Origin of the sequence: Flavobacterium sp. 38-13 (genome assembly GCF_001899155.1) — a bacterium.
Classification (GTDB): Bacteria; Bacteroidota; Bacteroidia; order Flavobacteriales; family Flavobacteriaceae; genus Flavobacterium; species Flavobacterium lindanitolerans.
This window is the reverse complement of record NZ_MKVG01000023.1, coordinates 1-22,186: the sequence shown is the minus strand read 5'-3', so window position 1 is coordinate 22,186 and position 22,186 is coordinate 1. Positions and strand designations below refer to the sequence as shown.

The following is a 22,186-nucleotide window of genomic DNA, read 5'->3' as shown; positions in this document are numbered from 1 at the left end:
ATTATATAAGTAAGGAAAACATATTTTTTTGTCACTTTACATTATAACCATTTAAAAAAAACTTATGGAAAATTTAATCAATGAAGAAAGAGAAGAAGGAAAAGTCGCAAAGGCAATTGAGGAGCAGACTTCAAAACTGCCATCAGATTTATTCCTGTATGCCGGATTGAGTGCGATGGGCATATCTGCAACACTTAAAATAATGGGGATGAAACATACCAGCCTTTTTTTTGGCCAGTGGGTTGCCCCTTTCCTGTTACTTGGCATCTACAATAAGATTGTGAAGGTTGAGGGACATGACAAAGCAGATGAGTAGCCACCTTAAAAAATCTCATAAACTTTATTTTTTTGACCCGGCTATAAAGTCTTGTTTAATGAGCACACTGAAAAGGTATGGAAAAATTTAGAGAAGCTATCATTATCCTGTTTGCCAGCTATGAGATAAAGTATTCCCTGGAAAAAGGAAGAAGTAAGGATAAAACAGAGCATTTTATTTTTGTGCAAAGCTTTTTACAGGAGTTTGAAGAAAACCTGGAAAGTTTTGCACAAAAATATTTTAAAGACAATAATTTTAGTCCGGAGGCTATGGCTGAAGGGAAAAGATATATGGAAAAAATAGTAGAAAAACTCGCTTCTAAAGTATGATTGCATGGTATGAAATAATAGCAAGGCTTTTGTTTGCAGCACTTTTAGGTGGCATGATAGGATTTGAACGCGAACGAAAAGATTGGGCTGCCGGTATTAGAACGCACATGATAGCCTGTATGGGCTCTACATTGGTTATGCTCGTTTCCTGCTTTGGTTTTTCTGATATTTTAGGCTATCCTAATGTAGAATTGGACCCCTCGCGTGTTGCTTCTTCAGTAGTTATCGGTATTGGCTATCTGGGTGCAGGAATCATATTAATTCTTAAACGGGGAAATATCAAAGGACTGACTACCGCTTCCGGATTATGGGCTACCGCAGCTGTTGGACTTTCCATTGGTGGCGGAATGTATATTACAGGTCTTGTAGCCACCATTATTACAGTACTCATCTTGTATGTTGTTCAAAAATTGCAGAATAAAAAGTCGCAAGTCCGTGAACACAGAATGACCGTCCGATTGTATAAAAAGGAAGAAGGTACGCTGTTGCTTGAAAAATTAATTTCGTACCATTTGAATTTTTCTCTTTTGGCAATGGAAAAGAAAAATAAAAAATATACCGTCAAAGCCCATTTTGTTGGTGCTAAAACTGATGTTTTGCATTTGACCAACGAATTGAAATTACTTCCTGTTGTTCAAAAAATCAGATTTAAATGATAAAGAATCTTTTTTTAGCACTTATTTCTCTTTTGTATCCCGGTAGTTTTTAATTTCAATAATAATCTCGCGTTTGGGAGCCGGATTGCTAATGCCCTGTTCTTTAAACGATTTTTTAATATTTTCCAAAAAGTCAGAGACAACCCATCCGTAGTCTTCGTTTGTTGTCCACATCAATACAGACAGCAGCAGCGCATCTGCAGTAATGTCTTTAATCATAACCGCAGGTTCAGGCAGTTGAAGTATTCTTTTGTCAGAACGTATAACATTAAACAATAGCGCCTTTACCAGCGAAATATCACTGTCATGATTCACACTCAGCGTAATTTCGGCACGGCGTAACTTTTCCTTTGAAAAGTTTCTGATAATTCCATTAGACAAGGCTCCGTTTGGAAGGTAGATGGATTGATTGTTTCCGGTAATGATTTTTGTGCTAAAAATAAAAATTGCAGCCACTGTTCCTGCTTCTCCCTGGGCTTCCACATAATCACCAACCCGTAGCGGTTTAAAAAGAATAATCAGCAAACCGCCGGCAAAGTTAGATAAGGAACCCTGAAGTGAAAGTCCAATAGCAAGACCAGCTGCTCCAATAGCCGCTACAAAAGCTGATGTTTCTACACCAAGTTTGGTAATAATACTCACAAAGAGCAGCGCACGCATTGTCCATACTGCCACATCCATTACGAATTTAAGAAGTGTAGCGTCAAAACGTTTCTTCTCAATGAGCCTCATCATAAATTTCCGGAAAAGCCGGATAATTATGAATCCTACTACAAGTGTAATAATAGCTGATAGTAAATGTGGAAGAAAAGCCGTTGTGGTATGAACAGCCTTTTGGAAATATTGGTTCAAGGTTTCCATCAAGTGACTTTTATAAAAAATTCAGGGCCAACATTGCAGCCATCTAACCCTATTACCCAAAATCATAAATCTAAAATCATAAATCTAAAATCATAAATCTGAAATCATGATCTTCCTCCAAATGCTTATATAATTTGTTTAAGCGGACGAATCTGCATGCTTACTATATCACAATGACTGGGACGCGAAAGGCAAAAAGCAATAGCTTCTGCAATATCACAGGCATCAAGCATTTCCATAGCATCGACTTTCTCCTGGCGTTCTTCACCGCTTCCGGGTTGCATATCTGTATTTACGGCTCCGGGTTCTATCAGCGTAACCTTGATCTGGTCCGGATTGAGTTCTTTGCGCAATGCGGCAGTAAACCCCTGTATTCCTGATTTGGTTGCCACATACACGCTGCTACCGGTTTCCCGAATTTCGGCACTCATAGACCCGACATTAACAATTTGTCCTCCCTTTTTTGTTTTCATTCTGCTGATTGCCGCATTGGCACAAGCTATATATCCTAAAAGATTGGTATTGAGAATATAGCTCCATTCTTTATAATTGCCTTCAGCAGCACTGTTGGCAGACAAAGCTGCATTGTTGACCAATATGTCAATAGCACCAAATTCAGATTCCATTGCCTGGAATACTTTTTCGATTCCTTCCTCAGAAGACAAATCTGAAACAATACCCGATAACATGGCATCCGGATAAATGGTCTTACCGTCACGCAATGTTTCTTCTAATTGTTCCTGATGGCGTCCGGTAATGAATACCCTGGCTCCCAATGATGCCAAAAGATGGGCTGTAGCTCTTCCTATTCCTGTTGTGCCCCCTGTTACCAATATTACTTTATCTGACAAGGCAAGCGTATAAATATCTCTCTGTTTCATGATTGTTATTTTAAAATTTACTAAAATAAAATTCGGAATTTCCAGAGCAGCCTGCCTTATATAATTTTATTATTTGTTTGTAAATGCCCTTAAAAAGACTTTGGCGAGATATAACAATCTTCTGTAATAATATAAAACGGCTCTTTAAGAATTGTTTAACTTTACTATTGCACAATAATATACAAAAAGCCATGTCCCAATTAAAAACTATATGTCTGTTGCTAATTTTTTACTCCATCGTTTCCTGCAATAGACGAAAAGACGGTATTGAATCTGATATTAAAAACCCGCCAACCTCAGCCGATACTGTACTCCCTGCCACAAAACCGGAAGGCGATTCAATACAGAACGATGCTTCACGATTATCAACTGGTAAAGACTCTGTAAAGGGTGAAATAACACCACCCAATGCTAAAAATCAATAGTAAGGACATGAACAGTACTTCTCTTTTTTATATCGAGACCCTCTTACTGTTAGGTATTCATGACCGAATTCCTATTGAATTGTACAATCTGGGATGTAATCAGGCATTTGAAGAAGAAGACACAAGTGTCAACATTGCTGTCTTACAGTTGATTATGAAAGAATTGAGAATAGAAACACCGGAAAGAGAAAAATACCTGAAAGCTTTTTTGATGGGATATCTCGACGGATTTAAGATTTCCTTTCTCTCCTCAAAGAATTAAAAACTTACACTAGGATACCTTAGCTATTGCTTAAAAGAATTCGATGTTTGTCCTATGAACTCTTTCGACGAGCAAATTGTTCACGATTTTGCCATTACCCCACTGCGTACCGAAAGCTGATTTTTCTTTTTCCTATCCGGAAAAGCAAAGAAATGGGTGTATTTTTTACTATTTTTTTTAGAAATCATTAACATTTGTTTAAGTAGTGGATTTATAATTTTATTTGTCCCTTAATTTGCACCAAGAATGAAAAACCTAAACGAAAAAATGCACATTATTCTTGTGGATGATGATGCGGAAGACCGTATGATTTTCGAAGAGGCATTCTCTCAGTTGAATTCCGGGAATCAACTCCTGATGTTCCAGAATGGCCTTGAGGTATTAAATTACCTGAATGAAAACGAAACTGTCCCGGACATTATTTTTCTGGACCTGAACATGCCCATTATGGGTGGTCTGGAAACATTACGGGAAATGAGGAAGAATGACCGCTACAGACAATTGTCTGTTGTAATCTATTCGACTTCTTCCGCAGAAAAAGATATTGAAGATACATTGATTGCCGGTGCCAATGTCTATATTACAAAACCCAATAATTTTGAAACCCTAAGAGATACAATTGCCAAGGTAATTCATGTCAACTGGCAATTTCTTTCTTCGGGTCTGGACCGCGAGACCTTTGTATTTGTTACCTGATAGTAGTGCAAAATGAAGTAAACCTCTTCTAAATGCAATATACATTTACAAAAGACACACTATGAAAACTATTGACAACCATTAAAACAGTGCATTGAAATACAAAAGAATCAGATAATAAAATAGCATATAATCTAAAATCATTATATTTACCGCATCACTTTAATTCTCTTCATAAAATGAAGTTACTGTAAAAAGTGACCTTTATTAATGACGAGTAAAATTATAGGCGTGGGAAACTATATACCTTCCCAGGCCATTACCAATCTATTTTTTGACAAGCATCACTTTTTAGACCAGGCGGGAGATGCCTTAAAACAAGACAATGCAACCATTGCGAGTAAACTGAAAGAAATTACCGGTATTGAGGAAAGACGTTATGCGCATCCTAATCAGGTCGCTTCTGATTTAGGCTTTTTGGCCGCCCAATCTGCCATAGAAGATTCAGGAATCGACCCAGAAACACTTGATTACATTATTTTCGCGCATAATTTTGGCGATGTCCGTACAGGAACAATCCAATCTGATATGGTTCCAAGCCTTGCATCGCGTGTCAAGCATCTTTTAAAAATCAAAAATAATTTTTGTGTAGCCTATGATGTCTTATTTGGCTGTCCGGGCTGGATTGAAGGCATGATACAGGCGCATGCCTTTATCAAATCGGGAATAGCCAAAAGATGCCTTGTTATTGGAGCGGAAACCCTTACGCGTGTAGTCGATGCGCATGATAGGGATAGTATGATTTATGCTGATGGTGCCGGTGCCGCTATTCTTGAAACCAGCAATGACGAATCGGGAATAAAATCACATCTCTCCGGTTCTTTTACCCTTAACGAGAAAGATTACCTGTATTTTGGAAAATCGTATAATAATGAAAACTGTCCCAATATACGGTACCTGAAGATGGATGGTAGGAAAATTTATGAATTTGCCCTTTTGAATGTTCCCGGTGCCATGCAAAAATGCCTGGATGACAGCGGTTATTCTATTAATGACCTCTCTAAAATAATCATCCATCAGGCCAATGAAAAAATGGACGAAGCAATCGTAAACCGTTTTTATAAAATTTACAAAACTCCGGTGCCCGAAAATATAATGCCCATGGTAATACACAAGCTTGGAAATAGTAGTGTGGCTACAATTCCGTCACTGTTAACCATGATTTTAAAAAACGAGCTGCCACAGCATTCAATCAAAGAAAACGATATTGTTCTTTTTGCTTCTGTAGGAGCCGGAATGAACATCAATGCTTTTGTGTACCGTTTTTAAAAATAAAAAGGTGTATAAATTAAATTTTATACACCTTCTTACAAACAAATACAGGTAATTATCTTCTTTTGACATTTACGGCCATCAAACCTTTTTGACCTTTTTCAATATCAAAAACAACCTTGTCGTTCTCATTAATTTTATCCAATAATCCGGTACTGTGGACAAAAATATCCTCGTTGCTTCCGTCTTGTGAAATGAATCCAAATCCCTTAGATTCATTAAAAAATTTTACTGTGCCTTCTTGCATCTCTTTTTTTATTTGTTATTTATTGCTTTTTATATCTGTTGCCTGATATCCTTTTGGTGTTTTTTCTTTTTTATAATGTACTACATCATGTTTTTTAACAGCTTCATTTAATTGTCCGTAATGGAAAAAAATATTTTCATTGCTGTTTTCTTCTGTAATAAAACCGTAGCCTTTCTCGCTCATATAGGAAACTATGCCCGAAAAAATTGTGTCTTCCGTAATCATTTCTGCCTTTTTAGATTGCCTGGCTTTAGCAGCATCCTCTTCCCTGTTCTGAGCATGGGGCGGCAATGAAGTGAAATTTCCATTGATATCGACATAAACAATCATATCATCAAGCTCTTTCCCTTTATTGTTATTTGTTTTTCGTTCTTCTCTTCTGGAAATTTTATCCTGCTGCTTCTTTTGTTTTTTTTTATTGTTTTCTTTTTTAAAAAACGAATCTGCCATATTGGGTACTTTTTATTTAAATGGAAATGAGGATTTACTTTTAAGATGGAATTATCATTCCCATATAGTTCATTGCATGAACATAGGCTAATCATATCCGTTGGTTAAAAGCCTAACCATCCTTGAATCGTTTACAAACGAATAATGACCAAAATGAAATACTGATTTCTAATAGTGTTTTTTTCTGGAACGCGTATCGTTTTCTTTTGGCATTGCTTCTTTTACTGCCATTGTACGTGAGTCAAACTCAGAATCGTTCAGGTTGTCTACAGCATTCTGCGCTTCCTCCTGTTCAGGCATTTCAACAAAGGCAAAGCCTCTGGAATTTCCGGAAAATTTGTCTGTAATGATTTTAACTGAAGTTACTTCTCCATAAGAAGCAAATAAGTCGAACAATTGTTCTTCTGAAGTCTTAAAACTCAGATTGCCAACAAAAATATTCATAAGTAAATAATTTTAAGATTAAAAAATGGCACCTGAGAAAGCAAAAACTGAGAGAGAGAAAAAGAGTGTTTTAAACTATTCCAGAGAAGGCAACAGAAACCTGTTATATAATATCGCAACAAATGTAGTCAATGATAATTGATAATCAACTAAATATATTTTTTTATTTTAAAAATAAAAAGCTATTGAAATCAATTCGAGAGATTTCCGGCTTTTATTCCGAACATTATTTATAAAAAACTTCCTCTGTAACTTTCAATAAGCAAGGAAAAATATCATATTATTATTCTTACTTTATCAAAAACCGCTTCGCATGATTTTAATCCTTATTTTTACAAAAAAATAAGAAGATGCCCAAATTATTCCCCTTAAAAAATATTTTGTTTTTGGCTCTGTTTTTACTCTGCATTTCCTATTCCCATTCCCAAACCCAGGAAATACAGAAACTTCAAAAGAGTCTGCCACATGTAAAGGACAGTATTTCATATGTCAACAAAATCAACCGTATTGGTATGCTGATGCATATGAAAAATCCGGACAGCAGTTTGATTTATGCGATGAATGCCCGTACTGTTGCCGGAAGAATCCGGTATAAAAAGGGAGCCGTTGATGCAGAAAATGTAATTGGAATCTCATTAGCCTTAAAGGGACTTAGTAATGAGGCTGTAAAAATATTCGGCCAGGTTCTTGCCGATTATGAAAAAATGGGCGACAAACAAAATACGGTGCAGCTCTACATGAATTTTGCGAGCCTACAGATGCAAATCGGAAACCAGCTTCGGGCCGTAGAATATAACAGGCAAGCTTTGAAAATTGGAAAAAGTATGCCGACAGACAGCATCATGAGCAGAGTATATGCCAATTATTGCATGGCAAATCCACAGCTTTCTGAAGACAGTGTTCAGTATTATCTGGAACGTTCTAATAAAATTGGAGAAAAACTAAACGACCAGTCACTCCTTATTGGCAACAAGCAGATTCTTGGCATTTTTTATATGGTGCGCGGCGCCAGAGATAAAGCATTACCGTTATTGGAAAGTTCACTTGAGGAGGCAAAAGCAGCCAAACTTGAGCGATTACAGCTCCAGGGACTTAACGCTATGGCAGAATTTAACGCTAACAATCCGGAACTAGCGCTGAAATATATGGAAGAACAGCTGGCCATAATAGAATCTAATGGTTATGATGAATTAAAAGCCCCGGTCTTATTTTCTATGCTGCGGTTCGCAAAAATGAGCGGGAATATTGAAAAAGAACGCGAATTAAGCGAAAAGATGATTGCGGCACAATTAAAGCGGCAAGCCAGCCTGGAAAAATTTATTGGAGATTATGTGCATTATTACCAAATACAGGAAAATAACAAGGAACTGGAACGATCACAGAAAGCATCACGACAGACTATCATAATATTGACCGTCTTTTCAATAGTGTGCGGTATTTTGCTATTGCTATTATTCCGGGCATATAAAAAAATCCGAAATGATTCTAAAAAGAAAGCCGCATTATATGAAATCATCGACAAAAAGAATGCTTCCTTATCTGAAGCCGATGCCATGAAATCCAACCTGGTTTCTATTCTTGCACATGACTTCCGTTCGCCTCTTATTTCAACCCTCTATATGGTTAGACTCTTAGAGCGTAATACAGAACTTACCGAATCTGAAAAGGAATCTTTTTATCTGACAATCAGTAATGATATTTCCGGAACGCTGGAAAATTTTGATGCTACCCTGCAATGGATCAAACGCCAACTTGGAGAGTTCAGAATTAATTTTGAAACGGTGGATATCCGTTCGTTACTTGACGAAGCCATTAGCGGCTACAATGCGCAGCTCAATGAAAAAGGAATTACGGTTATCAATAATGTGCCGGAAGGTATTTTGGCCACATCAGACAAGGAAATGCTTCAATTTGTAAATAGAAACCTGCTTTCCAATGCTTTAAAATTCTCACCTAAAGGTAAGACTATTGCTGTAGACGCATTTAAAACCGATTCTGAGATTGTTATCTCCGTAAAAGATGAAGGACCGGGCTTGTCACATACTCAGATAGAAAAACTGTTTTCTATTAGCAGTAAGGGTGGCTCAATGCATGAAGGTGCCGGCATAGCACTTTCGTTCAGTAAGGATTTTATAGTAAAACTAGGTGGAAGAATTTGGGCGGAAAACCGTAACTCGGCTGGTAGTATCTTTAGTTATGCAGTTCCATCCAACCCCGTTGACAAGGAAAGTATACAGTCAAAAATTGTAGCTTAATATACCAGTTAGGGACAGGCAAAAAATAAAATTACTCCCACAATTTATTAATTTACCTGTCGCAGTAAACTGGTATAGGGTGCGTATTCCCCCATCTTTAATAGTTCAAAGGTTTAAATTCTTTTGCGAAACCTAAAGCAAGAAGTAACAAAAGGTCATATTTGGGAGTAAGTGGTTAAATTGGGGAGTAAGTGGTAAATTGCTTTCAAAAAACATATTGTTATTTATTTCTATAAAATGACTATTTTAGTTGTGTAATTTATTTTTCCATGCATTTACGCATAACTCTATTTTTTTTGTTATTTACTGTTTGTGTATCCGGACAGGATTATGCTTTAAAAGAAGCCCAGATTCGCGACGGATTTAACACTTATCTTTTTTCGAGTTCGGCTTTTGTTGATAATAGCCGGTTTGTTTGGTATGCAACCAATCGTGATGGGGATTTTTATAGATTTGACGGAAAAAACAAGCTCCGGTATCAATTTTATAAAGATGGGAACAGCCATGACGACAACTTTTATATTTCCAAAAACGCATGGATTCAAGACCATAATAATACCATTTGGGCTGCCGAACTGGATAAGGCTTATATCATTACGGCAGATAAACTTCAGGTGGATCGCATTCAATATCCTACGGAAAAATTAAGCTCCAAATCATTTATTGCCAAAGACGAAATGGATAATCTTTGGATTAGTAATGGCTCGCGCTACCTTATTAAAATTACACCCGACAGAAAGGTTACCCAGGTCACTCACCTCCTTTTGAAAGGGAAACACGAAATTGAAATAATCAGGGTTTTAAACAATGGCAGGATCATTGCAAAATCCGGATACAATCTTTTCTATATTGATTCTGAAGGAATACATTTTTTTATAAACATCCATACTCTGGATAAGGAAATTAATCCTGAATTTACTCTTTTTGAAAACGGTAAAATTGTAACCGAAAACAGTAGCGGTTATTATAAGTACAACAATGTGCCTTACAAATACATCTATTTAAAAGGATTGAACATACAAATATTTAATTATCCGTATGATGAAACCTGCTATTTAGGCAGCTGTAACTGGAGTAGCAGAGCTTTGGTTGTAGATTCAAAGCTTTATTTGGCAGATGATTCGAATCTCTTTATTAATCAGATTAATAAGAAAACTAACGAAATTACTACCATTGACACCCTACACTTCAAAAAGCAAATTTCAATATCCAACAACAAGCATTATCCTAATTTTATATGGATATCCGGTTATGATGAACTTTTCAAATTACTAATAATACCAAATAATTTTAAAAGGAAACTGCAATTCGATGACAAGCAGTATAGTACAAGAGGCATTGTTTCAGATTCAAAAAACAATCTGTTCATAGCTACCTACGAAGGCCTTTTCAAACAGGAAAAGGATAAAAAACCGGAAAAATTTTTAATTAAAGGTGAAAAAAAAGGCTCATACGATATTATCGTTTTAGACAAAAATGATTCTATCTTATGGGGTTCACAAGAATACCATTGGATTAAAAAAATAAACCTGCTTACCCATACAATAAAAAACATTGAGTTACCAAAAGGTTTCAAGGTTGAATACATGAAAGAAAAATTACCTGATGAATTATGGATTGGCTCAAACAAAGGCTTATATATTCTCAATAAAAAAACAGAAGAAATAAATCCTTACGTAGAAGATGGTTATTATTTGGGTAATATTCCTGTTCTCAGCCTTACAGAGGCTAAAGATGGTAAAAAATGGATTGCAACCCGGGATGGGCTTTTCTTAAAGGAAAAAGGAAAAGATTTTATAAATTTCAAGAATATTAACCCAGCCTTTGATTATAAAAGCCTGTTGACATTACATGAAGACGAAAAAGGCAATCTATGGATTGGTACTGATGGCAGAGGAATTGTTTTCCTGGACCCAAAAACAAATTGGTTCAAAAACCTGACACAATCTGACGGACTCTCAAATAATACTATATGTGGCATATTGGAAAGCAAGGAAGCATTATGGTTTTCAACCTATTACGGGCTCACCCGATTTGACAAACAGAAAGGTTTTTTCGCCTTGTATTATAAAGAAGACGGTCTGGCTGACAATGAATTTAATCTCAGATCTGCCTACAAAAAAAATGAGAGTGCATTTTATTTCGGAGGCCTAAACGGTATCGTCGAATTCAATCCCGGAAAAATAGAACTCCGGGGAAAACATCCCCATACTATTTTTTTGTATAGCTCAACCTATTTTTCCAGTGACAGGAATAAAAATGTAACCGATTATTTAAGTCTTAATAAAAAAACAATCAACCTTCCTTACAATAAAAATTATTTCTCGGCAGTATTCTCCATTAATGAACTGTTTTATATTGAAAAAAACACCTATCTCTATAAAATAGAAGGACTCAGAAATGAGTGGATAGATGCCGGAACATCGGGGCTTGTTGAGCTTCCCAGTCTACCGCCCGGGAATTATGTATTACGGGTAAAAGGAAAAGATGCGAAAGGCATTGAAACCCTCAACGAAATAAAGATTAACCTTCACATAGAACAGATTTTTTATAAAACGCCGCTCTTCATCATCTTAATGTCATTGTTGGCGCTTGGTTCCATAATCTATTTTTTTATCAGGCGCAATCAAAGACAAAAAAGATTTTTTGAAAGGGAAAAAGAAATCAAGGAACTAAAATCCAGTGCCCTAAGAGCCCAGATGAACCCTCATTTTGTATTTAATATTTTAAATAATATGCAAAGTGTTCTGATTTTAAAAGGAGAAGCCGAAGCCAACAAATATTTTGGTGCTTTTTCTAAACTTTTCAGGCAAACGCTCGACATTTCAAGGCAGGAACTCATCACGCTCAAAAGCGAAATTGAATACCTCAACAATTATTTACTACTCAACAATTTGCAGCTCAACGATGAATTAAAATATTCTGTAAATGTTCAAAACAGCGTTGGGGATACCAATACTATTTTTCTACCAGGAATGCTAATCCAGCCTTTTGTAGAAAATGCCATACTGCATGGGCTTTCTAAAAAACAGGACAAAAAACTAACGATCAGTTTTTCTATGGAAGAAGGGTATTTGGTGGTTGTTGTCGAAGATAATGGAATTGGCAGAATTATGGCTGCAAAAAATGCTGTAAATAAAAAAGAATCACACAAATCATGGGCTACCACAATAGTCAATGAGCGCATTAACATCATGAACTATTCCAATAATAATGCTAAAACTGTTATCCTTAAAATTGACGATTTAGAAAAAAACGGAATGCCTTGCGGCACACGGGTAACTTTAAAATTACAACAGCCTTGAGAGTGATTCTTAATTTTCACTTAATTATTTAACTTTATTGGCAGGTTTGCAAAATTTTCTTAACTTTAGTCTCCTCCAATTTTAAACATATGCAAGCCCATAAAGCCCTCATAATTGACGATGAAGTCAACAATATAGCCTTATTAAAACATTTCGTCACCAAATACTGCCCGAGTATAGAAGTCGTGGGCGAAGCCCTGACCATATCAGAAGGCATTTCAGAAATCAGGGAGAAGGAACCGGATATTCTTTTTTTGGATATAAAATTAAACGAAGGCAATTCCTTCGAAATCCTTGACCAATTGGATGACCTTAAAGCGCAGGTAATTTTCGTTACTTCTTATGACGAGTATGCTCTTAAAGCTTTTAAGTATAATGCTGTGGATTATATTCTAAAACCAATCATTATAGAAGATGTAATTTTGGCCGTAAACAAGGCTATAAAAAATATTGAGCAACAAGACTTTTTTGATTTTGGGAAGCTGACATCATTTTCAGGCGAACCCGTTTCTTTTTCAGAAAACAAAGAATATATAGCTATTCCTTCCCTGGATAAGGTTGATATGGTTAAAAGCAGCCAGATTACCTATATTGAGGCAGACAATAAGTATACTGTTTTCCATACCATTGAAGGCAAAAAATACACCTCAAGTAAAAATCTTTTAAGTTTTGAGGAAACATTGGACAAAACCCGCTTTTTCAGAATACACCATTCTTTTATACTCAATATTGAGCACCTTATTACGATTATCAAAAAAGATGGGAGCTATTGCGAAATGTCGGACGGCACGTTATTACCTATTGCCAGACGTAAACTCGAAGATTTTCATCGATTTCTCAAAATCAAAAACTAAACTTTCTTTCCTTGTTTTCCTTTTACAGCAGTTGTTTTTAATTGATTATCGGTAACTCTACACCAAAAAGATTCTTATTTAGGTAAAGTAAGTTTTATAACTTGTCCTGTTTTGGGTCTCTTCGCCCTTGTATGAAATAATGGCTCGCAAAGGCGCAGAGTCGCAAAGTAATTAAGCCTTATAAAAGAAAAAATTACGACAGTAACCCTTTTCGGGTTTTCTTTCATTTTATATAGATTCTTTAAATCTGTCAAATCATTTTAATCTGTGGCTAAATTCACTATTCTGTTGGTATGCCCCGCTATAGCCACCTGTTTTTTAAACACTCTAAAAAACCACTTACTCCCATATTCTTCCAGTTATTCGCAATAACAACCAGTTATTACTTTGCGATTGGCTTTATTATTATAATCTGCAATCTTTGTATAGGCAAACTTCCAGAAACGAGATTTTTGCCAAAGGCAGTAACATATTATATGTTCGTAGCTATAGTGTCTCTCACCAACAACGTTCTTATAAAAGTTTAGTTTAGATAAAAATCGAAAAACTAGAGAGACACTATAACTATGCTGTCTAAAAAAATAAAAAAAACAGTTATTTGTTTGATATAAAAACATGCAATAAGAAAGCGGGCTCTAAATTTTTCGTAATGGATTATTTTTGATAAAGACGCAACAATTAGGAATAAATAAAAGCCGCTTTCTTTTATCAATTGACAATAAATACACTACTTATTAAATAAACAAGTGCCTCTCATAACATTCTCAATCCTCAGATATGTTACTATGAATTATAGATTTGGGCTTCTAATTATTCATAATATCTAGTTAAAGAGGCACTTTGTATTAAAACAGGAGGTCATCCTACCATCTTCATAAAAAAATCATCATAGTTTAGTAGGAAAAAATACATCGTTATACAAACATGAAACAGATGGCCTCCTTTTTTACTCTTTCACCAAAGGCAAAAAATTCTTTAATGGCTATCGGGTAGTTTCACGTATGGGCGAAAACTTGAATGACTTTTGGAAACTTTATTCAAAAATAAATTTCTTCCCTGCTTTGCGGCTCTGCGTCTTTGCATGAAATAGTGGCTCGCAGAGTCGCAATGTTTAAATGAAGCGTGAAAAGCTGCCCTTTACTCACGATAAATTTCATAAAACTGTGCAGGCAGCAAAATCATAACTTTCTCACTGTGCTCTATTTTTTTTGCTTTGGAAAAAAATCAATCCAGATATACCCCGTCATAAACCACAGACAAAACCTTAAATGTCGGGACATATACATAACCGAGATCATTCCAACGGGTAATATTAAGCCAGATGCCATGAGGACCGGCAGATAAATTAAAGACTCCGGAAATTTTAAACTGTAACGAGGATTGTAGATAATGTTGCTGTACAATCTGAAAGAAATTTGTGGCTACTCCGTCAATAATTATTTCACAACGGAAATAAGGACTTTTATAATAGCTAGGATATAAAACATCGCCAGCCAATCCTACAGCAACATTTAAAATTACGGGGCTGGCAACAGGCATTGTAAACATTGTCTGACTTTCGGGAATAAGTGTAGGATTGCTGTCAGACAGTGTAAATGCTGATATATTAGAGCTTTCTCTCTCCATTCCGTACGCATAGTCCAATGCCTTTTTAACAGTCACAGATGTCACTTTACTATCCATAATTGCTAATAATTCCCAGGTACTGCCCGTGACTGTACCCCTACTGACTAATTTTGCATAATAACCCGGCGGCACCGTTACTGAAGACATATTGGCTGTTCCATATATAGTTTCCTGTGCCGGAGCAATAACGGTTAGCATGTAATTGCTGGTATTCTTTATACTGTAAACACGCCCTTTTAAAGAGCCCCATCCGGCCGGAGGAAGATGGAGCATAGCATCAGCATTGCCGTTATAGGCCGTATAATAATCCGTATAGCCCAAGACAGTATTTCCGGTTATAATTTTATAATCGCCCGCGACAGAGCCGTTAACTGTCAAGCGGCTGCCCGGGTTTTTGGTGTTTATTCCGGTATTTATTGCGGTGTTCTGGGCAAAACTTCCGGTTGCCGAAGCAAACAAAAACAGTAGTATGAAATATTTCTTATATTGTAACTCCATAGCGTTTTTTTTTAAATCAGGGGGCTAAAAAAGAGATTAATTTATGTCCGGGTTATGCTATCAACACTTAGCAGGATCGATAAAACTCCTAACACATGATTATTCGCAGACCCAAAACTATTCCAGGCAGAGATTTTAGCATGGATAGTAGGCCACCATCCTGTAGGTACGAAATTGTATTTACCGGACAAGTTAAACTGCAGACCCTTACTATTCTCCTGCACAACCTGGAAAATGCCTGTGGGCATATCGTTTACAAAAAGTTCGCAACGATAATAAGAAATAACAGAACCCGGTGGAAAAACCTGTGTACCGGAATCTACAAGAGCAAGCCCTACTGTAAAGTTTAGAAATAAAGCTCTGGGGTTATCATCCGTCAAGAAAAACGAACCTCTGCTACCCGGAATTACAACATCTAAACTGCTTGGAGGCCCAATAGTAAATAGCGATTGATAACTGCTATTCTTTGGCACTCCTATTGCAACATTTAACAGTCGGGTCATTTTTGAAGACAATTTAGTAGGCGCCAACATAGAAAGCTCCCAGGTAGTTCCGGTGGTAGTGCCCTTGCTAATCAATTCAGCATAATAGCCGGGAGGCACCACTATATAATCTACATCGCCTGTAGCGTCAATCTTCTCCAAACTCGGTGCTTCAGAAAAAACGAAAAGTTCACCCTGGGCGCTTATATTCTTAATTCCGTAAATGCGTCCTTTAAAATTGCCCGGCCCGCTAATAGCCTTAGGGAGTAGTATTGTACCTCTACCAATTCCATTAAAGGCAATATAAAAATCGGAATCATCTAATGTAACATCGCCACTAACTATCTTATAATCGCCTGCAAAAGAACCGTTAACAGTCAAGCGGCTGCCCGGATTTTTGGTGTTTATTCCGGTGTTTATCGCGGTGTTTTGAGACATCACGCCCGTGCTGTACAGCAACAGGATTAAAAAAAGCTGTTTCATAATAAAATCTTTTTGGCTCATAGTTCTTTAATTTATATATACGGCACTTAACAAAAGTGACAAAACTCCGAATGTATTGGCTGTTCCCGACGAAACTCCTCCTCCAGACCTCCATAAAGAAAGTTTGGCATGGATAGTATGCTGTCCTGCAGGCAAATCGCGTACGCCAGACATGCTGAACTGTAATTGTGACCCTATATAATTTTGCTGTACAATCTGGAAAATACCCGTAGCCACATTATCTATATACAGTTCGCAACGGTAATAAGGCATCATAACAATCTGTCCAAATACCATAGATTCTAAATCATCAATTCCTAACACAAAGTCTAAAAATACTGTTTTGGGTTCAGACAAGGTAAACGAATTACTGCTACCGGGAATTACAATGTCTAAAATACTGGGATTGCCTCTTACTATAGTAAATCTATCCTGAGAAGAGCTAACTGAATTCCTTGCTACAGAACTTGCAACATCTACCAGTTTGGTCACTTCAAAAGATGACACTGCGGGCACCCGCATAGAGAGTTCCCAGGTAGTGCCGGTGGTAGTGCCCTTGCTAATGAATTCAGCATAAAAGCCGGGAGGCAGCAGTATACTGCTTACTTCCGTCGCCGCATCTATTTTTTCTAAATTCTGTGCAGCAACCGTAAGATTCCGATTGCCGGTTGTATTCTTAATCCTGTAAATACGTCCTTTGAAGTTGCCCGGCCCGCTAATGGCCACGGGCAGTTGAATTATGCCGTCGGTATTTCCATTATAGGCAATATAAAAATCGGAATCATTAAGGATAACATTGCCGGTCACTATTTTATAGTCGGCTGCAAAAGAACCGTTAACAACCAAATTGCTGCCCGGATTTTTGGTGTATATACCGGTGTTTTGTGACATCATGCCTGTGCTGTAAAGCAACAGGATTAGAAAAATCTGCTTCATAAAAAATCTTTATGGCTTATAACTAAAATTTGCAGTCAATTTATGACTGCTTTGTATCTGGATTGTTATGCTGTCATTACTATGGACACAAATCTAACCAATAATAATGAGAATTTTTTGAAAAACGGTTTAAAATCCCGGATTCCAAAAAAACTTTTTTTACTTTTTCTGCCTGGACAAGATTCCCGTTAATTGTGTTCAACTTTTATTCATTATTCCGGCACCTTAATTTCTTTATCTTGACTAACCGCAAAGCATCTATTACTGCCTAAGCAGATATACCCCATCATAAACCACAGACAAAACCATAAATTGTTGGGCACCTGTATGGCCGTCATCATTCCAACGGGTAATCTTGAGCTGGATACTATTACTATTAGAACTGGGATATACATAAAAGACATCGGAAAGATTAAACTGTAACGAGGAGCCTACATATTGTTGCTGTATAATCTGGGTATCATATAATCGTCCGTTAATATACAATTCACAACGGTAATAAGGACTTTTTGAAAACACTTTCGGCGAAGTCAAATCAGCCAGCCCTACGGCAACATTTATGAATACAGGAGTCAAAACTCCAACAGACGTGGTAAACATTGTCTGGCTTTCCGGAACAAGCACAGGATTGCTGTCCGGCACTGTAAACGCTGTCGGAGGTATCGGATAGGCACCTCTATCCATTCCAAAAGAATAGTCCAACGCTTTTTTAATATTCTTGGGTTTCACTTTAGTATCCGTCATTGTTATTACAGCCCAGGTAATGCCCGTGATTGTACCCTCACTGATTAATTTTGCAGAATAACCCGGTGCAACTAATAGCGTGTTATAATTACGTATCTGCTCCTGTCCCGAGGGAATAACGGTTAGATTGTAATTGCTGTTATTTTTTATAATATAAACACGTCCTTTTAAAGAACCCGAGCCGGCCGGAGGCAGATGGACCGTGCCGTCAGCATTGCCATTATAGGCCGTAAAATAATCTGTAAAGCCCAGGACAGCATTTTCGGTTATAATTTTATAATTGCCCGCAAAAGAACCGTTAACTGTCAAACGGCTGCCCGGATTTTTGGTGTTTATCCCGGTATTTATTGCAGTGTTCTGGGCAAAACTTCCGGTTGCTGTAAACAAAAAAAGCAGTATGAAATATTTTGTAAATTGTAACATCGTATAATTTTTTTTACATGTGACCATATAGACTAAGCGACAAAACTCCATATGTCATATTCCGCGGCTGCCCAAAGTCATGCCAGGAAGAGAGTCTGAGTTCTACATTGTGCATGCCTGCCGGCAAATAATATGTACCATACGCGTTAAACTGCAGACTCTTACTATGCTCCTGCACAACCTGAAAAATGCCTGTGGGTGTATTATTTATGAACAGTTCGCAACGGTAAAAATGATAATAATCACCCGGAGAGAAAAAATTTATAAGACTAAGCCCTGCTGAAAAGTGAAAAAACAGAGCTGTGGGTTGTTGCAGATAAATACTTCCTGTGCCAAGCGGAATTGCAACATCTGTAACGGTTGGAGGACTTAAAGTGAATTTTAATTGTGGACTGCTATTCTTTGGAACTTCATATTTAAAGATTGTAATTTTACTGAATTGTTCGGAATATCCACCTAATCCAACATGAGGCATAAACTTAAAAAGTTCCCAGGTAGTTCCGGTGGTAGTACCCTTGCTAACCAATTCAACATAATAGCCTTGAGGCACCACTATATAATCTACATCGCCTTCGGCATCTATTTTCTCCACACCCAATGCCTCAAGAGTTATTTTAATAGTACCCATTTGCATGATACCGTTATTTATAATTCTGTAAATGCGCCCCTTAAAATTGCCCGGCCCGCTAATGGCCTTAGGAAGTTTAAATGTGGCGCCATAGTATCCACGGTAAGCAACATAAAAATTGGAATCATCCAAAACAATATCTCTATTTTCGTCACCAACCATTTTATAATCGCCTGCAAAAGAACCGTTAACAGTCAAGCGACTGCCCGGATTTTTGGTGTTTACTCCAATGTTTATTGCGGTGTTTTGAGACATCGCGCCTGTGCCGTACAGCAACAGGATTAAAAAAAGCTGTTTCATAATAAAATCTTTTTGGCTCATAGTTTTTTAATTTAACCTGAGTTCGGGTTAAGGATTTTGTGTAAGCATTAATAAATCAGATGTTTAAATTTTATGATTTATGATTTATGGTTTCTGATTTATGGTTTCTGATTTATGGTTTCTGATTTATGGTTTCTGATTTCATTCTCTTAGTTTTCAGGATATAAAAACAAGTGTGAATTGAAATATTTTGTTCATTTACTATAAAATTTTAAGGGACTAAAAATCTAAAACCCAGATAAGATAATCGTTATTATGCCTATTATCAATATTTTAATAATTATTTTATTGTTGTTTCTTATCACGAACTCAGGTTAATTTGTATATGTGGCACTTAACAAAAGTGACATGACTCCAAATTGAGTGGTAAAAGTATTATTTCCACCGGCAAACCATAAAGAAAATTTGGCATGGATAGTATGCTGTCCTGCAGGCAAATCACGAACGCCAAACAGGCTGAACCGCAAATGAGAACCCTCTCCATCTAGTGGCACAATCTGGAAAAGCCCCGTAGCCACATTGTCTATATACAGTTCGCAACGGTAAAAAATTGTTGGCATCGTTTGCTGCCCCGGTTGAAGAGTCGCTATATTATCAATTCCTGCTGTAAAGTTCAGAAATACTGATTGGGGTTCAGACAAGCTAAACGAAGTACTGCTATGGGGAAGTATAGCATCGATAATAGGCTGCGGATTTCCGTTTTTTATTGTAAACCTCTCAGCGGTTATGGTACTCGAATTCCTTGGTACAGAATATGCAATATCTACCACTTTGGCCTTTGGTAAAGATAGCCTTACGGGCACCCGCATAGTGAGTTCCCAGGTAGTGCCTGTGGTAGTGCCCTTGCTAATGAATTCAGCATAAAAGCCGGGAGGCAGCAGTATACTGCTTACTTCCGTCACCGCATTTATTTTTTCCAGATTCTGTGCAGCAACCGTAAGATTCCAATTGCCGGTTGTATTCTTAATCCTGTAAATACGTCCTTTGAAGTTGCCCGGTCCGCTAATGGCCACGGGCAGTTGAATTATGCCATCGGTATTTCCATTATAGGCAATATAAGAATCAGAATCATTAAGGATAACATTGCCGGTCACTATTTTATAGTCGCCGGCAAAAGAACCGTTAACAGCCAAACTGCTACCCGGGTTTTTGGTGAATATCCCAGTGTTTTGTGACATCATGCCTGTGCTGTAAAGCAACAGGATTAAAAAAATCTGCTTCATAAAAAATCTTTATGGCTTATAACTAAAATTTGCAGTCAATTTATGACTGCTTTGTATCTGGATTGTTATGCTATCATTACTATTGACAAAAATCTATCCAATAATAATGAGAAATGTTTGAAGACCGGTTTAAAATCCCGGATTCCAAAAAACTTTTTTTACTTATTCTGTTTAAGTACTATTTTCTCTAATTGCTTTTAAGACATTATGTTAAATACCAAATAAAGGAAAACTTATTTTGGCAGAACAATTTGAGTTACAATTTTTATTTTAGCCACAGATACAGATTTATGAAGCCCACACTCAATGAAAGTCAGCTTTTCAAACCTTTTATACTTTACGGTTCTGTATCTTTATAAAGATAATTGCCCGCTAAGGCGTAGAGTAGCAAGCAAAAATATAACTATGAATCTATCCTGGTATAAATTTTCCTAATAATTAATTTATATTATTCATTTTGAATTATTTTATTCCAAACTTACCCCAATAAGCAGGCACAGGAGCCGGTTTGAAATCCCGGCTCCTAAAACCTGTTTACTTTATTTTTTCTGTTCAAGCACTATTTTTTCTAATTGTTTTAAACGTTCGTCCATGCTTTTTGTAGCTTCTTTTAGCTGGTTTATTTCCTTATCTTTAGCCTCCAGCTGTTTTTGCTGCTCAATAGTGTGCAGATACAATTCTTCAACTTTTTCCAGCATCTGTATTGAAAGTTCAGACATATTAAAGATGTATTCGCCTTTATCGTTTTGACGTAAGTCTTTGATGCTGGTAATACCCGGCAAGTGTTTATTTGTGTTGATAAACTCTTCGACTTCTTTTATAGATTTGAAAGTATAGTCTTTTTTCAGTTCAGAAGTACCGTTAAAATAGTCTTCAAATACATAATCGGCATAAGTAGAATTGGCTGTTTCTATTGAACCGTTAACGGCAAGCAGCACATTTGTATTGGTAGTACTTAACATATTCGTAGTGCCTATACCTACCTTTCCAGCACTCGAAACATGCACTCTGGTAGTACCATTGGTGATAAGTTCAAGAGGTCTGGCAGAAGTATTTGCAGTCCCTACTACAAGTCCTGTAGAAGTACCGCTTGAAACAAGTTGGGCACGGTTACCCGAGTCCTGATATAAATCTACTATACTGCCTCCGGATGACACTCTTATGTTAGACCTGCCTGTTGTCGTAGCATTTGTTAAATAAGCCCCAGTAGAGAAGTCAAATATCGTTTCTCTTGTTTCAGGTGTTGTTGCTCTGAATCTAAGAGTCTTACCATTTGTATTTACTACTCTATTGTCTAATAAACTACCATCAGCCGTATAAATGTTATCCAGAGTATTTTTGTTTACCCACGTTGGAACACCTGTTGCATCAGTAGTCAGCACTTGGTTGTTACCCGCATTGGCTATTTTGGCTACGGTTACTGCATCATCAGCTATTTTGGCTGTAGTTATGGAATTGTTTGCAATGCTTAATGCTGCATCAGCCAGAACAGAGTTCGCCAAAGAGCTAGCACTGTTCACCTGAATAATACCGTCTGTAGACAGTGTCTTGCCTAAGCCTGTTGCTGTA

21 protein-coding genes and 1 pseudogene are annotated in these 22,186 nt (G+C 36.9%); 10 read left to right on the top strand and 12 right to left on the bottom strand.

All coding sequences use genetic code 11. From position 1 onward, the window contains the following. The first annotated feature begins 64 nt into the window (after nt 1-64). From BGO88_RS16830 to BGO88_RS16820, 3 genes are all read left to right on the top strand, one after another. Complete coding sequence (locus BGO88_RS16830; protein WP_286707663.1) at nt 65-316, top strand: hypothetical protein; 252 nt, start codon at nt 65-67, stop codon at nt 314-316. 77 nt (nt 317-393) lie between these two features. Further along, the gene (locus tag BGO88_RS16825) at nt 394-645 is read left to right on the top strand and encodes a hypothetical protein (protein ID WP_286707662.1); all 252 of its coding nucleotides are present in this window, start codon (nt 394-396) and stop codon (nt 643-645) included. Beyond that, nucleotides 642-1,301 carry an MgtC/SapB family protein gene (locus BGO88_RS16820; protein ID WP_286707661.1) on the top strand — a complete coding sequence of 220 codons (660 nt, stop codon included), beginning with the start codon at nt 642-644 and terminating at the stop codon, nt 1,299-1,301. The genes BGO88_RS16825 and BGO88_RS16820 overlap by 4 nt, the downstream gene beginning before the upstream one ends. A gap of 21 nt (nt 1,302-1,322) precedes the next feature. On the opposite strand, the gene BGO88_RS16815 is transcribed toward BGO88_RS16820, so the two are convergent. Together BGO88_RS16815 and BGO88_RS16810 are read right to left on the bottom strand one after the other, a co-directional pair. Then, nucleotides 1,323-2,162: a mechanosensitive ion channel family protein gene (locus BGO88_RS16815; protein WP_101472351.1), complete on the bottom strand. Its 840-nt coding sequence runs from the start codon at nt 2,160-2,162 to the stop codon at nt 1,323-1,325. A gap of 125 nt (nt 2,163-2,287) precedes the next feature. After that, nucleotides 2,288-3,043, bottom strand: coding sequence for an SDR family oxidoreductase (locus BGO88_RS16810; protein WP_286707660.1), 756 nt, complete (start codon nt 3,041-3,043; stop codon nt 2,288-2,290). 191 nt (nt 3,044-3,234) lie between these two features. Between BGO88_RS16810 and BGO88_RS16805 the strand changes: the two genes are divergently transcribed. The 4 genes from BGO88_RS16805 to BGO88_RS16790 all read left to right on the top strand — a co-directional run bounded on the left by BGO88_RS16805 (nt 3,235) and on the right by BGO88_RS16790 (nt 5,695). Next, the gene (locus tag BGO88_RS16805) at nt 3,235-3,468 is read left to right on the top strand and encodes a hypothetical protein (protein WP_143395031.1); all 234 of its coding nucleotides are present in this window, start codon (nt 3,235-3,237) and stop codon (nt 3,466-3,468) included. Further along, on the top strand, nt 3,452-3,730 hold the full coding sequence (locus BGO88_RS16800) for a hypothetical protein (protein ID WP_286707659.1): 279 nt from the start codon (nt 3,452-3,454) through the stop codon (nt 3,728-3,730). Before BGO88_RS16805 ends, BGO88_RS16800 begins: the two co-directional genes overlap by 17 nt. Nucleotides 3,731-3,976: 246 nt before the next feature. After that, nucleotides 3,977-4,426: a response regulator gene (locus BGO88_RS16795; protein WP_286707658.1), complete on the top strand. Its 450-nt coding sequence runs from the start codon at nt 3,977-3,979 to the stop codon at nt 4,424-4,426. Nucleotides 4,427-4,636: 210 nt separating this feature from the next. Further along, entirely contained in the window at nt 4,637-5,695 is a 1,059-nt protein-coding gene (locus tag BGO88_RS16790; protein WP_056065554.1) for a 3-oxoacyl-ACP synthase III family protein, read from the top strand. A gap of 58 nt (nt 5,696-5,753) precedes the next feature. Here the strand turns inward: BGO88_RS16790 and BGO88_RS16785 are convergent, their stop codons facing one another. The 3 genes from BGO88_RS16785 to rbp all read right to left on the bottom strand — a co-directional run bounded on the left by BGO88_RS16785 (nt 5,754) and on the right by rbp (nt 6,839). Then, a complete protein-coding gene (locus tag BGO88_RS16785) occupies nt 5,754-5,945 on the bottom strand; it encodes a cold-shock protein (protein ID WP_056065551.1) in 192 nt (63 codons plus the stop codon). 15 nt (nt 5,946-5,960) lie between these two features. Beyond that, on the bottom strand, nt 5,961-6,395 hold the full coding sequence (locus BGO88_RS16780) for a cold shock domain-containing protein (protein WP_056065548.1): 435 nt from the start codon (nt 6,393-6,395) through the stop codon (nt 5,961-5,963). Nucleotides 6,396-6,563: 168 nt separating this feature from the next. Beyond that, nucleotides 6,564-6,839, bottom strand: a complete 276-nt coding sequence (gene rbp / locus BGO88_RS16775; RefSeq protein ID WP_056065543.1) for an RNA-binding regulator — start codon at nt 6,837-6,839, stop codon at nt 6,564-6,566. Between the two features lie 350 nt (nt 6,840-7,189). Between rbp and BGO88_RS16770 the strand changes: the two genes are divergently transcribed. The 3 genes from BGO88_RS16770 (at nt 7,190) to BGO88_RS16760 (ending at nt 13,253) form a co-directional block, all read left to right on the top strand. Beyond that, nucleotides 7,190-9,094 carry a sensor histidine kinase gene (locus tag BGO88_RS16770; protein ID WP_286707657.1) on the top strand — a complete coding sequence of 635 codons (1,905 nt, stop codon included), beginning with the start codon at nt 7,190-7,192 and terminating at the stop codon, nt 9,092-9,094. A 296-nt stretch (nt 9,095-9,390) separates the two neighbouring features. After that, nucleotides 9,391-12,399: a sensor histidine kinase gene (locus BGO88_RS16765; protein ID WP_286707656.1), complete on the top strand. Its 3,009-nt coding sequence runs from the start codon at nt 9,391-9,393 to the stop codon at nt 12,397-12,399. Between the two features lie 89 nt (nt 12,400-12,488). Continuing rightward, the gene (locus tag BGO88_RS16760; protein WP_286707655.1) at nt 12,489-13,253 is read left to right on the top strand and encodes a LytR/AlgR family response regulator transcription factor; all 765 of its coding nucleotides are present in this window, start codon (nt 12,489-12,491) and stop codon (nt 13,251-13,253) included. Nucleotides 13,254-14,477: 1,224 nt separating this feature from the next. Here BGO88_RS16760 and BGO88_RS16755 read toward each other — a convergent pair. From BGO88_RS16755 to BGO88_RS16725, 7 genes and pseudogenes are all read right to left on the bottom strand, one after another. Further along, entirely contained in the window at nt 14,478-15,377 is a 900-nt protein-coding gene (locus BGO88_RS16755) for a hypothetical protein (protein WP_286707654.1), read from the bottom strand. 41 nt (nt 15,378-15,418) lie between these two features. Continuing rightward, on the bottom strand, nt 15,419-16,342 hold the full coding sequence (locus BGO88_RS16750; protein WP_286707653.1) for a hypothetical protein: 924 nt from the start codon (nt 16,340-16,342) through the stop codon (nt 15,419-15,421). Nucleotides 16,343-16,369: 27 nt separating this feature from the next. Further along, the gene (locus tag BGO88_RS16745) at nt 16,370-17,278 is read right to left on the bottom strand and encodes a hypothetical protein (protein ID WP_286707652.1); all 909 of its coding nucleotides are present in this window, start codon (nt 17,276-17,278) and stop codon (nt 16,370-16,372) included. Nucleotides 17,279-17,539: 261 nt separating this feature from the next. Beyond that, nucleotides 17,540-18,445: a hypothetical protein gene (locus tag BGO88_RS16740; RefSeq protein ID WP_286707651.1), complete on the bottom strand. Its 906-nt coding sequence runs from the start codon at nt 18,443-18,445 to the stop codon at nt 17,540-17,542. Between the two features lie 13 nt (nt 18,446-18,458). Continuing rightward, on the bottom strand, nt 18,459-19,373 hold the full coding sequence (locus tag BGO88_RS16735) for a hypothetical protein (RefSeq protein ID WP_286707650.1): 915 nt from the start codon (nt 19,371-19,373) through the stop codon (nt 18,459-18,461). A gap of 335 nt (nt 19,374-19,708) precedes the next feature. Next, a complete protein-coding gene (locus BGO88_RS16730; protein WP_286707649.1) occupies nt 19,709-20,617 on the bottom strand; it encodes a hypothetical protein in 909 nt (302 codons plus the stop codon). A 539-nt stretch (nt 20,618-21,156) separates the two neighbouring features. Further along, nucleotides 21,157-22,186 (bottom strand): annotated as a pseudogene (locus BGO88_RS16725) (hypothetical protein); the annotation flags it as partial.

Bases quoted from the DNA above. Each gene is read 5' to 3' on its own strand.
- BGO88_RS16830 (WP_286707663.1), top strand. From the start codon at position 65: ATGGAAAATTTAATCAATGAAGAAAGAGAAGAAGGAAAAGTCGCAAAG.
- BGO88_RS16825 (WP_286707662.1), top strand. From the start codon at position 394: ATGGAAAAATTTAGAGAAGCTATCATTATCCTGTTTGCCAGCTATGAG.
- BGO88_RS16820 (WP_286707661.1), top strand. From the start codon at position 642: ATGATTGCATGGTATGAAATAATAGCAAGGCTTTTGTTTGCAGCACTT.
- BGO88_RS16815 (WP_101472351.1), bottom strand. From the start codon at position 2,162: ATGGAAACCTTGAACCAATATTTCCAAAAGGCTGTTCATACCACAACG.
- BGO88_RS16810 (WP_286707660.1), bottom strand. From the start codon at position 3,043: ATGAAACAGAGAGATATTTATACGCTTGCCTTGTCAGATAAAGTAATA.
- BGO88_RS16805 (WP_143395031.1), top strand. From the start codon at position 3,235: ATGTCCCAATTAAAAACTATATGTCTGTTGCTAATTTTTTACTCCATC.
- BGO88_RS16800 (WP_286707659.1), top strand. From the start codon at position 3,452: ATGCTAAAAATCAATAGTAAGGACATGAACAGTACTTCTCTTTTTTAT.
- BGO88_RS16795 (WP_286707658.1), top strand. From the start codon at position 3,977: ATGAAAAACCTAAACGAAAAAATGCACATTATTCTTGTGGATGATGAT.
- BGO88_RS16790 (WP_056065554.1), top strand. From the start codon at position 4,637: ATGACGAGTAAAATTATAGGCGTGGGAAACTATATACCTTCCCAGGCC.
- BGO88_RS16785 (WP_056065551.1), bottom strand. From the start codon at position 5,945: ATGCAAGAAGGCACAGTAAAATTTTTTAATGAATCTAAGGGATTTGGA.
- BGO88_RS16780 (WP_056065548.1), bottom strand. From the start codon at position 6,395: ATGGCAGATTCGTTTTTTAAAAAAGAAAACAATAAAAAAAAACAAAAG.
- rbp (WP_056065543.1), bottom strand. From the start codon at position 6,839: ATGAATATTTTTGTTGGCAATCTGAGTTTTAAGACTTCAGAAGAACAA.
- BGO88_RS16770 (WP_286707657.1), top strand. From the start codon at position 7,190: ATGCCCAAATTATTCCCCTTAAAAAATATTTTGTTTTTGGCTCTGTTT.
- BGO88_RS16760 (WP_286707655.1), top strand. From the start codon at position 12,489: ATGCAAGCCCATAAAGCCCTCATAATTGACGATGAAGTCAACAATATA.
- BGO88_RS16755 (WP_286707654.1), bottom strand. From the start codon at position 15,377: ATGGAGTTACAATATAAGAAATATTTCATACTACTGTTTTTGTTTGCT.
- BGO88_RS16750 (WP_286707653.1), bottom strand. From the start codon at position 16,342: ATGAAACAGCTTTTTTTAATCCTGTTGCTGTACAGCACGGGCGTGATG.
- BGO88_RS16745 (WP_286707652.1), bottom strand. From the start codon at position 17,278: ATGAAGCAGATTTTTCTAATCCTGTTGCTTTACAGCACAGGCATGATG.
- BGO88_RS16740 (WP_286707651.1), bottom strand. From the start codon at position 18,445: ATGTTACAATTTACAAAATATTTCATACTGCTTTTTTTGTTTACAGCA.
- BGO88_RS16735 (WP_286707650.1), bottom strand. From the start codon at position 19,373: ATGAAACAGCTTTTTTTAATCCTGTTGCTGTACGGCACAGGCGCGATG.
- BGO88_RS16730 (WP_286707649.1), bottom strand. From the start codon at position 20,617: ATGAAGCAGATTTTTTTAATCCTGTTGCTTTACAGCACAGGCATGATG.